This is a genomic window from Butyrivibrio hungatei DSM 14810 (genome assembly GCF_900143205.1).
Taxonomy (GTDB): Bacteria; Bacillota; Clostridia; order Lachnospirales; family Lachnospiraceae; genus Butyrivibrio; species Butyrivibrio hungatei.
Genome location: NZ_FRDH01000009.1, coordinates 42804 through 56071, shown reverse-complemented (window position 1 = coordinate 56071; position 13268 = coordinate 42804). Strand labels below are relative to the sequence as shown.

9 protein-coding genes are annotated in these 13268 nt (G+C 41.3%); 6 read left to right on the top strand and 3 right to left on the bottom strand.

What is annotated here, in order from left to right; genetic code table 11:
* The first annotated feature begins 50 nt into the window (after nucleotides 1–50).
* Nucleotides 51–1877, top strand: coding sequence for an ABC transporter permease (locus tag BUA02_RS11195; protein ID WP_072704127.1), 1827 nt, complete (start codon nucleotides 51–53; stop codon nucleotides 1875–1877).
* A gap of 2 nt (nucleotides 1878–1879) precedes the next feature.
* Nucleotides 1880–3529: an ABC transporter ATP-binding protein gene (locus tag BUA02_RS11190; protein WP_072704123.1), complete on the top strand. Its 1650-nt coding sequence runs from the start codon at nucleotides 1880–1882 to the stop codon at nucleotides 3527–3529.
* Nucleotides 3530–3562: 33 nt separating this feature from the next.
* Here the strand turns inward: BUA02_RS11190 and BUA02_RS11185 are convergent, their stop codons facing one another.
* Nucleotides 3563–4435, bottom strand: a complete 873-nt coding sequence (locus BUA02_RS11185) for a sensor domain-containing diguanylate cyclase (protein ID WP_072704120.1) — start codon at nucleotides 4433–4435, stop codon at nucleotides 3563–3565.
* A 203-nt stretch (nucleotides 4436–4638) separates the two neighbouring features.
* On the opposite strand from BUA02_RS11185, the gene BUA02_RS11180 reads away from it, so the two are divergent.
* Genes BUA02_RS11180 through BUA02_RS15595 form a run of 4 tightly spaced genes read left to right on the top strand, consistent with a single transcriptional unit; the run spans nucleotide 4639 to nucleotide 10375 of the window.
* Complete coding sequence (locus BUA02_RS11180; RefSeq protein ID WP_072704117.1) at nucleotides 4639–5766, top strand: aldo/keto reductase; 1128 nt, start codon at nucleotides 4639–4641, stop codon at nucleotides 5764–5766.
* Between the two features lie 19 nt (nucleotides 5767–5785).
* Complete coding sequence (locus BUA02_RS11175; protein ID WP_072704113.1) at nucleotides 5786–6817, top strand: glycoside hydrolase family 43 protein; 1032 nt, start codon at nucleotides 5786–5788, stop codon at nucleotides 6815–6817.
* Between the two features lie 7 nt (nucleotides 6818–6824).
* Nucleotides 6825–8582, top strand: a complete 1758-nt coding sequence (locus BUA02_RS11170) for a glycoside hydrolase (RefSeq protein WP_072704110.1) — start codon at nucleotides 6825–6827, stop codon at nucleotides 8580–8582.
* Nucleotides 8583–8629: 47 nt separating this feature from the next.
* Nucleotides 8630–10375 carry an HD-GYP domain-containing protein gene (locus tag BUA02_RS15595; protein ID WP_083572745.1) on the top strand — a complete coding sequence of 582 codons (1746 nt, stop codon included), beginning with the start codon at nucleotides 8630–8632 and terminating at the stop codon, nucleotides 10373–10375.
* Between the two features lie 66 nt (nucleotides 10376–10441).
* Here the strand turns inward: BUA02_RS15595 and BUA02_RS11160 are convergent, their stop codons facing one another.
* Both BUA02_RS11160 and BUA02_RS11155 read right to left on the bottom strand, forming a co-directional pair.
* Complete coding sequence (locus BUA02_RS11160; protein ID WP_242946502.1) at nucleotides 10442–10690, bottom strand: GlsB/YeaQ/YmgE family stress response membrane protein; 249 nt, start codon at nucleotides 10688–10690, stop codon at nucleotides 10442–10444.
* 60 nt (nucleotides 10691–10750) lie between these two features.
* Entirely contained in the window at nucleotides 10751–13192 is a 2442-nt protein-coding gene (locus BUA02_RS11155; RefSeq protein WP_072704107.1) for a clostripain-related cysteine peptidase, read from the bottom strand.
* Nucleotides 13193–13268: the final 76 nt, after the last annotated feature.

Sequence of the window (13268 nt, the reverse complement as noted above, 5' to 3'; positions counted from 1 at the left end):
TCGGATGCCGCCTGCGGGCGGCATCCTTTAAAAAAGGGGACGAAACTAAAATGAATGCAATCGCAAAACCAGACAAAAGTGCGATTTTCAAAAATAAGGTAAAGACATGGTTTTCCCAACCTCAGAATATAATACTTTTGCTGTTTGGGATTGTTTTAACCTTTAGTACAGTCGCACCTATCGTAGCTATAGTAAAAGATACATTTGCTATACATCCAGGTACTATCGACCAGCATTTAACTGGAAGAGTAAATGGTTATTCAGTAGTAAACTACACAGATCTTTTCACAAGTAAGTTAGCAAAGACCAATCTTTGGACACCGCTTCTTAATACTGTGATCTTATCTGTGCTTACATGCTTTATATCAATTCTTTTCGGCGGTCTGTTCGCATTTCTAGTAACTAGAACAGACATGAAGTTTAAGAAGTATTTAAGTTCTATCTTCATTTTTCCTTATATCATGCCACAGTGGACATTAGCCGTTGTTTGGCAGCATATGTTTTATTCAAATAAAGTGACAGGAACTTCAGATGGACTTCTTGCAGCAATATTTAACATCTATTTTCCTCACTGGTGGTGCCAGGGAGTATTCCCAAGTGCAGTAGTTTTAGGACTTCACTATGCACCATTTGCTTACATCTTGATCGGAGGAATCTTCAAGAATATGGATGCCAACCTGGAAGAGGCAGCCACAATTCTTGATACCCCAAAGTGGAAGATAATGTTCAAGGTAACACTTCCTATGATCAAGCCAGCAATCCTTTCAACAATTCTTTTGGTATTTGGATCAGCTATGGGAAGTTACCCAGTACCACATTATCTGAACCTCACAACTCTTTCTACCAAGTACATTTCAATGAACAGTAAATACACTGGTGAAGCTAGTATTTTGGCCATCATCATGATGGTATTTGGCGTACTGATCCTTGGAATGAACCAGATGAGTTTAAAGAGCCGTAAGAACTATACAACGGTTACTGGTAAATCAGGACAGCTTACAAAACTCTCAATTGGTAAGGTTGGTAAATATCTTGTAGGAATCATCTTCATGATCATCACATTCTTTACAAGTATTTGGCCAATTCTCCTCTTTGCGCTGGAGACATTCCTTCCAAACCCAGGAGATTACAGCTTCCTTTATTCAGGAAATCTTGCTCACCTCACAACAAAATGGTGGGTTACAAACGAAAACATTACAGAAAACGGAATGTATGGACAGGCCGGAATCCTGTACAACAAGACCATTTGGCATGCCTTCTTTGGAACATTGTTCCTGGCAGTTGTCTGTGCACTGATAGCTGGAACCATTGGTACACTTATCGGATACGCAGTTGCTAAAAAGAGAAGGAATAAGTGGGCAAACTATGTAAACAACGTAGCATTCCTTCCTTACCTCATGCCATCAATCGCAGTTGGAGCAGCATTCTTTATCCTCTTCTCCAACGAGCATATCAATCTGTTTAATACATACACACTTCTGATAATCGCAGGTGTAGTAAAATACATACCTTTCGCTTCAAGAAGTTCACTAAATTCAATGCTTCAGATCAGTAACGAGCTTGAAGAAGCAGCAATTATCATGAATACATCATGGGTAAAGAGAATGACAAGGATCATTATTCCAATCCAGAAGTCATCAATCATAAGTGGATATCTTCTTCCATTTATGACCTGCCTTAGAGAATTATCATTGTTCCTTCTTCTCTGTACACAGGGCTTTATCCTTTCAACAACACTAGACTATTTCGATGAAATGGGACTATATGCATTCTCAAGTGCTATCAACCTCATCCTCATCGTAACAATTCTTGTATTTAATACTTTGGTAAACAAGCTCACAGGCGCAAGCCTTGACAGCGGCATAGGAGGAAAGTAATCATGCCTGAAATTATTTTAGAGAACATAACTAAACGTTGGGGAAAGTTTTTTGGTGTAGATAATGTTAGCCTTAACATCCCAAATAACTCATTTATTACACTTCTTGGACCTTCAGGCTGTGGTAAGACAACAATCCTTAGAATGATCGCAGGCCTTGAGACTCCAACAGAAGGAAAGATCACAATCGGTGACAAAGTAGTATTTGATTCAAATGCAGGAATCAACGTTCCGGCCAACAAGCGTAAGGTTGGCTTCCTTTTCCAGAACTACGCACTTTGGCCAAACATGACAGTTTATGAGAACATCTCTTTTGGTCTTAAAAATATCCACGAAGAGATGCCAGTACTTGATCCAGAGGCAAAGCAGACAGGAGATATCGTAAGAGCTCTTGCTAATGGAACCAAGATAAAAGAGATAGTAGAAGAGTGCCGTGACAAGAATGGAAAGCTCGATGAGAATAAGGCTCACATCAAACTCATCGACAACTATAATCTTTCAATCTATTCAGCAAAAGAGCTGTTTAACTTAGGTATTCATTCTTCTTCTGATCCAGACAAGGTTGCAAAGGCAAAGCTTGCTGAGTACGAAGAAAAGCTTGCAGGAATCAAGGAAAAGTACGCTAGAGAAGGAAAAGAACTTAGCAGCAAGTACCATGTACTTAAAAATGGTAACGAAATTCTTGAAACAAGAAAGCTCACAAAGGAAGAGATTGATTCAAGAGTCAGAGCATGTTCAAGAATAGTTAAGATCGGAATGTTCATGGATAGGTATCCAGCAGAGCTTTCTGGTGGACAGCAGCAGAGAGTAGCTATTGCCAGAACTCTTGCTCCAGAGCCACAGGTTCTTTTCATGGACGAACCATTATCAAACCTTGATGCCAAGCTCAGACTTGAGATGAGATACGAGCTTCAGAGACTCCACGTTGAGACTGGAAGCACATTCGTATATGTAACACATGATCAGATGGAAGCTATGACTCTGGCTACAAGAATCTGTCTTGTAAACAATGGCGTTCTTCAGCAGTACGCAGCTCCACTTGATGTTTATTCAAGACCAGCAAACCTTTTCGTTGCTGACTTTGTAGGTAATCCATCTATGAACTTTGTGGATGCAAAGGGAGCACAGGCAGCAGACGGCAGTGTTGAGCTTAATATCCTTGATGGCGTAAAGGCAAAGTTTGTGCCAAACGAGCCACTTAAGATCTCAGAGTGGAGAGCAGAAAGAGACAAGGAAGAAGCTGACAAGAAAGAATTTGAGCGTCAGAGACTTATGAAGAAAGGCGCAGTAGAAAAGAGTAACAAGGACGAAGTATTTAAGTACCATGTTCAGAAGGTTGAGGAACAGGATGAAAGTCTTATGGATGAGCCTGTTATCACTGATGAAGATTTCGTACTTGGCATCAGACCAGAAGCTATCGATATCGAGCCAAATGGTAAGATCAACACTAAAATCTACGGTGCAATGCCTACTGGTATGGAGTCAACACTCAAACTTAAGGTTGGAGATTTCCTCCTTACCAGCGTAATCTTTGGTAATTCAATCTACCTTATTGGTCAGGATGCCAATATTGATATCAAAGGAAAAGATATTCTACTCTTTGATAGACGTTCTGGTAAGCTGATCTCAGGTGGTACATTGGAGATCATGTAAAAATATGGGTTGCACGTTATGTGCAACCCTTTATTATTTGTTGTGATCTTTGTGGCTGTTTTTCATTTCATACATTCGTTTATCGGCTAGTTCGATAAGCAGCGTAACTGAAGTAGTCTCTGAATATTGTGCATGTCCTATGGAGCCATGGATAGTAACCTTGGCTCCTTCTATATTTCTAGGAGATTCTAAAGCTCTGATGAGTCTTTTTTCTATGAGCTGAACTTCCTTTTCATCCTGAAGCTGATGGAGGATAACAAATTCATCGCCGCCGTAGCGGAAGAGAACGCAGTTGTCTGCCGATGCAAAAACCAGGCTCTTGGTTACAGATTTAAGGACGAGGTTACCATACTCGTGTCCATATTCATCATTAACAGCTTTGAATCCATCAAGGTCTATCATATATAAAACAAAATCTGTGTGATTTTGTTTGTACTGTTCTTCGTATTGAATGATGATGTCAGAATAGGCCCTTCTGTTGAAGATGCCTGTAAGCTCGTCAGTTCTTGAAAGACTTGCAAGCCAGTCCTTCTCTGCAAGCTCATCTGTGACATCCATAAAATAGCCTATAAGGCCGACAATCTTGCCGCCTGAATATAAAGGCTTTTTGGAAGCCCTGATATTACGGACCATACCCTTAACAATGCACTGTCCAGGAACATTACTAATGGTTTCGCCATTGTTGATCACTTTAAGCTCGATATTTTTAAATGGTGCTGGATCGATGTGCCATCCTATGTCTTCATCAGTTTTTCCGATGATCTCATTAACTGATGAAAGACCGTAGTAATCAAGAAACATCTGATTGGCGCCAAGAAAACGCCGGTCTTTGTCTTTCCAGAAGATTCCAGCGGGAATGAGGGTTAATAGATTGTCAAAAAGATCTGAATTAGAAATTTTTGCCATAATAAATCCTGTCATGAATTGATAAAATTTAGTATATATATATTCTATCATTCATAAAACTCTAGTGCCATAGATTGAGGACAAGAGATGACAAAAAAGTGGCTTTTTATGACAAGAATTGAGCTATATTCAGGCTTTTGAATATGCTAGAATCAAGGTGTATATGTAGGAGTATGCGTATTTTTGTGTTCGGAGGGCAAGCGATGGACAATTCTTTTTCACAGATCAAAACATTTTTTGGTTTTGGATGTATGAGACTTCCAATGATCGGAAGCGAAGTTGATATAGAGCAGTTCAAGGAAATGACGGACTACTTTATAGAGAACGGATTTAACTATTTTGATACAGCTCACGGCTATATAGATGGCAAGTCAGAGCTGGCAATAAAAGAGGCATTGACTAAGAGATACTCAAGAGATAAATATCTTTTAACAGATAAGCTTACAGAGTCTTTCTTTAACAGCGAAGAGGACATCAGGCCATTCTTCCAGAGTCAGCTTGATGCCTGCGGTGTTGAGTATTTTGATTTTTATCTCATGCATGCACAGAACGCAGTTAACTTTGAAAAATTCAAAAAGTGCAATGCGTATGAGACTGCATTTAAGTTAAAAGAAGAAGGTAAGATCAAGCATGTAGGTCTTTCATTCCATGATAAGGCAGAGGTTTTAGATAATATCCTTACTACATATCCACAGATTGAGATTGTTCAGATTCAGTTCAACTATGTTGATTATGATGATGCATCTGTTCAGAGCAAGAAGGTTTATGATGTCTGCAGAAAACATAATAAGCCAATAATCGTAATGGAGCCAGTTAAGGGTGGAAGCCTTGTTAATCTTCCGGATAAGGCTCAGCAGATCTTTGATGAGTTGAAGGCAGGTCTTTCTAATGCAAGCTATGCAATTCGTTTTGCAGCAAGCCAGGAAGGAATCAGACTTGTTCTTTCTGGTATGAGCGATATGGCTCAGATGAAGGATAATGTTTCATACATGAAGGATTTCAAGCCTCTTTCAGAGACTGAGATGGGAGCAGTAGCAAGAGTAACAGCTATTTTCAAGGGACTTGATATGATCCCATGTACAGCTTGTCACTACTGCGTAGAAGAAAATCACTGTCCAATGGCCATCAAGATTCCTGAGATCTTTGCCTGCTACAACAGAAAGAAGATCTTTAATGATTGGAATCAAGATATGTACTATGGCAGGATCACATCTGAAGGAGCTGGAAAGGCCAGCGAATGTATTGAGTGCGGAGGCTGTGAGAATGTATGTCCTCAGCATCTTGAGATCAGAAATCTTCTTAAGACAGTAGCTGCTGAGTTTGAAAAATAAGACAGGATGATATTTACTTATGGCATTTATAGTTAATGAAGGTTCTAAAGAATATCCATATAGCATAAGGGATGTGCATATAAGTGATCCCTTCATTTTGGCAGATGACAAAACTGGTCTGTATTACACATACGTCCAGTTTGTTGATGTCAATCTTTTCCCAGAACTAAAGCAGGATGAAGCATGTTTTTATGTGCTTAAGTCAAAGGATCTGATCAACTGGTCCGTTCCAAAGGTATGTTTTGAGAAAAAGACCTTTTGGGCAGATAAAGACTATTGGGCTCCGGAGGTTCATAAATGGAAGGGCAGATACTATCTGATCTCTTCTTTTAGGGCAGAGGGTAAGTTGAGAGGCTGCCAGGCCCTTGTTTCCGATTCACCGGAAGGCCCCTTTACTCCAGTAGGGGATAAGCCAATTACACCTGAAGGATGGCAATGCCTGGATGGAACTTTATTTGTTGATGATGAAGGTCAGCCATGGCTTGTATTCTGCCATGAGTGGATGCAGGTTTATGATGGTCAGGTATGCGCGATCAAGCTAAGTGACGATCTAAGTAAAATGATCTCAGAGCCGGAGATCTTGTTCAGGGCTTCAGATGCACCTTGGAGAGGAAATGCAACAGCAGATGGCGGCCTGGTAACAGACGGGCCATTTCTTTACAGACTTCCAGGTGGGACGCTTATCATGCTGTGGTCAAGCTTTTCAGAAAGAGGCGGTTACACAGTAGGATACTGCCGCTCAGCAAGTGGTACTATCCATGGTCCATGGATTCAGGAAGAGATACCTCTTTTTGCTCTTGATGGCGGACATGCCATGCTCTTTAGGAGCTTTGGAGGGGAACTTATGATGTCACTTCATTGTCCAAATATCCATGAGAAAAAAAGGATCTTATTATTTGAAATGGATGATTCAGATAATAAGCTTTCTATAAAAAACGAAATAACCGGTAACTGGTATAATGGGGCAGGTGGGAGTGCTCAGAATTGGAGATACAATGTTACTTACGGAGATGAACATGTCTTTTCCAAAAATCCAGTAAAGAAAGAGTGAGACAGGTATGAAGAAAAAAGCAGGTAAGATCATATCAGTGGGCGTAGCAGCGGCTATGCTCACTTCTATTGTTTCGGGTTGTGGAAATAGCACCGGGGCAAATAATGCTGGTACTGAAAGTACAAGCGAGATAAGTGAAGATAATAATGTAACGGGGAGTTATGAAAACATGGAAATTTCTAAAACAGTAAAGCTGTCATTGTCTGACGCGCAAAAGTTTAATGACACAAATGGTGATGGCTACGGAGAGTTTCAGGGATGGGGAACATCTCTTTGCTGGTGGGCCAACCGAGTAGGCTACAGTGAAGAACTTACAGCTCAGACAGCAGAAGCCTTTTTCAATCTGGAAAAAGGTCTTGGTATGAACATTGGCCGCTATAACGTTGGCGGTGGAGATAACGTAACAGATGAGAATGCACCTTTTTATCACGAGCCACATATTAAGAGATCAGATTCTGTAGTTCCTGGCTACTGCGTAGATGTAACAAAGGTCGATCTTAGTAACAATTCTAAGGATTACTATGTGGATAACTACGCCAGAGTAGACTTCGATTGTGGATATGCATGGAACTATGACTGGGATGCAGATGCCAATCAGATGAACGTCTTAAAGGCAGCAGCTGACGCAGCAAAAGATGAGTTTATTGCTGAGGCATTTTCCAATTCACCACCATACTTCATGACTGTAAGTGGATGTAGCTCAGGAGGAGAGGATCCTTCTGTTGATAACTTAAGAGAGGATTCATACACAGCTTTTGCCTGCTACATGGCGGATGTGATCGAGCACTGGATGCAGGAAGGTGTTATCACATTCCAGAGTGTTGATCCAATGAATGAGCCTGCAACCAGCTACTGGGGAGCTCACAGTGAGAAGCAGGAAGGCTGCCATTTCTCACAGGGTGAGTCTCAGAGTAGGATCCTTACAGCACTTAATGCAGAGCTTCAGAACAAGGGAATCGATATGATCATCTGCGGAACTGATGAGACCAGCATTGAAGCTGCTATCATGTCTTATAAGTCTCTTTCTGAGGAGGCAAAAGAGGTTGTTGATAGAATCGACACTCACGCCTACGAGGGAACTCAGCGCGACATGCTCAAGAAGATTGCAGAAGAATCCGGTAAGAACCTTTGGATGAGCGAAGTTGATGGAACATATTCTATCGGTAAAAAAGATACAGGAATGCAGGCTGCTCTTGGCTATTCAGAGCAGATCATAAAGGACCTAAACGGCCTCATGCCTACAGCCTGGATCATGTGGGACGCAGTAGATGTTCATGTAGATTCAAAAAATGAGTTTGATACCTGCACAAGGCAGCAGGCTGATGAGATAGTATCTACAGGAACACCTTTCTGGGGAATTGCTATTGCAGATCATGATGCAAAAGAACTGCTTCTTACCAAGAAGTACTATGCCTTTGGACAGTTTACAAAGTTTATCAGACCAGGCTACACTTTGGTTGGAGTTGATGATAAGGCCAATACAGTGGTAGCTGCTTACGATCCAGAAAACGAGAAGGTTATAATTGTAGCAATGAACACTAACGTAGATGATGTTAAGTGGGAATTTGACCTTTCAGACTTCTATGAAGCAGGCGAAGATATTGGCATCGTAGCAACAAGAACTAGCGGAACTATGGCTGACGGCGAGAACTGGGCAGATGTAACAGATAAAGTTGCGATGGAATTTGGTGAAGATAAAGCATCATTTTCTGCTGTTCTTAAGGGAAGTTCTATCACTACATTTGAAATTGATAAGTGGTATTAAATCGAAATAAAAAAGACATTATAACAAAAAGATGTTAATATAAAAGCATGAAAACAAGAAGAGAGTCAATTCGCTCAAGCCTAGAGCAGATCGCTTGCATTTTTGTTTTTGTGCTTTTTGTATTTTTAGCAATTGCGACAGGCGATCATGAAAAACATAGGGATGCCAATGTGATTGGTAATATCAATGAAGGTTGGACTGATGAAAATGGTCAGGCGGTTGATCTTTATGATATTACCCTAGGTTCACATGCGGTTACATTGGATATAAGTCAGATGCAGGTTGATGGAATGGCTATATGCTTCAAGTCCATCGACACCAATTTTAAAGTATATGCATCTGATGATTTGATCTATGATTATACCCCTGAGCTATCAAGATTCTTGGGTGTTTCTTATGGTATGCAATATCATACCGTCGCAATTCCTGCGGGCAGCACAAATTTAAGGCTGAACCTTGAACCAGTATTTCCAAATGTGCCGGCAGGTATAAGAGAGATAGCTATTAGTGATGCTGGACAGTACATGACAAACGTCTTTAAAAGAAATCTTTTTTCATTTTGCCAATGTATGACAACTATGCTAATTGGGTTCCTTTTTGTTATAGCAGGTGTAACGGGAAAAATTGTTATGAAGTCAACAGGAATTGACTTCATATCCTTTGGTATAACCTGCTTATTGGTCGGATTTATAGGACTTAATGATACGCTTCTACTTCAGGTGCTGACAGGTCACCCTGAAATTATCAGAGTTGCGGAGTATGCATGCCTGATATTTGTACCTTTCCAACTGCTTTCATTTTTTTCCAGTACAACAGGAGAATCACATTCAAAGCTTTTGTTTGGAATGTTAATAGTATGTTTTTTGAATTTCTTCATTCAAGTTGGACTAACACAAAGCAGATTATCAGACTATTACCATCTTGTTTATGTTTCTCAATTCATTATAGTAGTTGCCTTTATGATAGCTGCAGTGATCGTCTTTAGAGCTATACGTCAGAAAATGATCAAGCCTACACTTCTGCGTACTATGATGTGGGGCCTTTGTGTCAGTACTTTAGGCGCAGGAATAGATCTGACACGTTATTACTTTTTCCAGAGCTACGGAAGTCTGACATTTACACGTATTGGAGTAGTGCTGTTTACTGCATTTATGGGAATCTATCTGTATCAGGACCATATCGATTCTCTTAAAAAGAAGCAGAAGGAAAGTGCTGCGCTTGCATCCGAGATATCGGAAGCTTTTGCGAAAGTAATAGATATGAAGGATAAGTATACCAACGGCCATTCGGAGAGAGTTGCCAAATATACAGCAATGATTGCCAAAGAGATGGGGTATGATGATGAAACTGTAGAAAAGTATTATCGAATTGGCCTATTGCATGATGTTGGTAAGGTTGGTATTCCTGAAGCTGTGCTTAATAAACCGGGTAAACTTACAGATGAAGAGTATGACGTGATCAAATCCCATACCGTAAAGGGAAATGAGGTTCTTAAGAACATAAGTGTTGTACCAGAACTAGCAATAGGTGCGAGAGCCCATCATGAAAGGTATGACGGAAAAGGCTATCCTAACGGACTTGCAGGTGATGAAATCCCACAGGTAGCACGAATTATCGCAGTTGCAGACAGCTTTGATGCAATGTATTCTGACAGACCATATCGCAAGCGAATGGATTTTGATGATGTGCTGGCTACAATCCGTGAAGTCTCCGGAACCCAGCTTAATCCTGAGGTTGTGGATGCGTTCTTTAGACTTGTTGATAAGGGAGAGATAAAACCCATAGATAAATGACAAAAAATTTAGGGAACTTTTTGATATGTTTTTACTCAAAAAGTTCCCTAATTATTTTGAATCATTTTATTTAAGTAATTTCTTACCACCAAAGATTACGATGCAGGATCCGATAACGCCTACTACGATGTTGCCGAGGATACCGCTTCCGTGGATACCTACAAGACCAAGTACAAGGTTACCTACGAAACCACCTACAATACCAAGGATGATGTTTCTAAGAAGGCTTCCTTCGCTGTTCATAAGCTTGCCTGCAAGCCATCCTGCGATAGCACCTACAATGAGACCTGTGATAAGACCCATTCCATTAATCATGTTGTAAATCCCCTTTCATGCTTTTTCCATGGGACTAGTATAGCATATATTAAACGAAAATTAGTACTTAATTGTTGGTGTCCAGTAGTTCTGTGCAAACTGGTCTGTAAAGCGATAAGTTACGAGAACGTCACCATCACCTACAGGAAGGTTGTTGATGACCATTTCTGACATTGGATGTGAAACTGTCATCTGCTCACCCAGGTAGTAGCTATCCTGGAACTGTTTGTCATAACCATAGTAATCACAAAGGAAATCGATGGTGTCGCCTTCATTTATTTCTGTGAGGTTCTTGGCTACAGTATCTGTTTCACCTTCCACGTAATCGTAGTTGGCTCCGGCAACGTATCCATCTTCATTTTCAGAATCAAATACAAGGATCAGATTAGTTCTTTCGCCGTTTAAGAGGCAAGGAACGCGACCTGTGATAGCGTAGCTATTCTCATCACCTTGAACGTCGATCACATAGTAAGCAACAATCTGACCGTCGATTGCAAGCCATGTCTTATCTGATGGGGCAATGAGGTTTCCGTCTGGATCAAACTCAAGTGTATTATCAAGTCCAAGGTCAATGTAGCCTTCTCCGTCATCATAGAACATGTTAAGAGAAAGGTCTTTTACCTGGGACCACTGATCCTCTGAGAGGCTTATTACATCCTGACCATCGGCATTTTGAGTCCAGATGAGGTTTGAAGTATCAAACTGGTTAGCTGCAATGTAATTTGCAGCCTTTTCTACATCAAGAGACTTACCAAGGAAAGAAGTATTGGAGGATGAAAGTCCAGAAATACTGCTAAAGTCGCTTGAAAGGAAGGTTGTAAGGAGCTGGGATATCATCTCAGCTGTAGCATCACCGCTGCCACTTCCTTGAGAAAGTTCTCCAAAAAGAGATGGCATAGGAGTTGAAGTTCCACCTGAAGCAACCTGTCCGGCAACGCCCATGGTAGCAAAACTCTGAATGCACTTAGCGTAATCTTCATCCATACCGATGTTTTCATAGGTGTTGACCATAGAATCTACTTTGCTGCTCTGCTTGTAAGGGAAGTAGATTGAAAGGCCGTAAGCATTGGTCATGTTTGAACTTGTTCTATTGTATTTGATAGAGCTCTTAAGGGCATTTGCAAGCTCTTTTGCCTCAGTAGTTCCCATTCTGTTGGCGAAATCCACAAGGTCAATCTGATCGATCCTTGAGGATGAAGCAAACTCACGGCTACTGCTACGAGCTGTAGATACTGCTGAATATTCGTCGCTGTTGATCATGTTTGCAGTATCTTTGGAGAAGTTTGCAAGCTCCTGAGGAACTGTCTGTGAGAGTTCAGCTAGGTCAATAAGAGAAAGAGTTGTCTTCTGACCAGGACAAGTCTGAGCACAGGCATTTGTGAAGGAGTCGATGATGTTCTTACCAATCTCCAGGGTGTCCATGGAAGTGTTCTTACCAAAGGCTGTGAGCCAGTCTGTGTAATACCAGCCAATACCAGGCTCTGTCTCTTCAGATGCAACCAGGTAATCGGCGTAGTTTGAAACTACAAGGGCGTTTTCTACAGTTGCCATGAGGCATGTGTCAAAGCCAACAAAATCAAAGGTTACTCCGCCATCCTTGAGGGCTGTATTGATACCTGCAAGGGACATGGAGCCAGCTGATGCGAACTTCTCGTCATAGCCGTATCCACCTGTTGATCCGCCGCCGTGGTTCCAAAAGATGAGCTCAAATCTGTCAGCAGGGTAGTTAGTAGCCGCCCATTTGATATAGCTGGAAAGTGTATCTGGCTTGGTCATTGGAAGGTTTCCAACGTTATCGACAAGGAGATTGAGTTTTCCGTTCTTTATCTGATAGATCTGATTTGTAGTGCTTGAAACTACGTTGTTCTGCCACTGCCTAGCACCACCTGTATAGATGAGGAGATTTATGTTATTTCCAAGGTCAGCCTTTAGCATCTCCTGAATATCTTTGGAAGCCATGCCGCTTCTAGATTCAAGATCAGCGCCGCACATGTAGACCATGATAGTAACTGTGTCTTCACCGTTACCTTTTATGACAGTTCTTTTGGCGCGGGCGTTTGAAGCTACAGAAGTGTCCAGTTTGCCTGTGTTAGGAGTTTCGCTCCAGGCTGCCGATGCTGAGCTTCCGCCTGAATATGAACCATATCCGCCAAAGAGCTGACTAAGAGTTGAGAGTGATGAAGTGCCGCTTCCAGTTGAAGTCTGGCTACTTGTATTTGAATACTGCTGCGTGGTTGATGAGTCTGAATAGCCTGAGCCGCCTCCTTCTAGGAGTGAAGTGAGGCCTCCGCCACCGCCAAGGATCAGTATTGCCAGAACGATGATCATGAAAAGAGGGCTTCTGCCACCAGATCTCTTAGGACCGCCGCCAAATGAGGATGGTCCGGATGAGTATCCTGAACTATTTCCAACAGGGCCGGTTCCAAGGCCTTCGCCACGTTTGTGGACGCCGGAGCCGCCTGTTCCTACGTTTTTCTTTCTACCAACAGGTCTATTTTCCATAAATGCCTCCTAAATGAAACGTAATAAAGCAAATTGTCTAGCAATAATTATATAATAATTAAGAAAAACTGTGCAA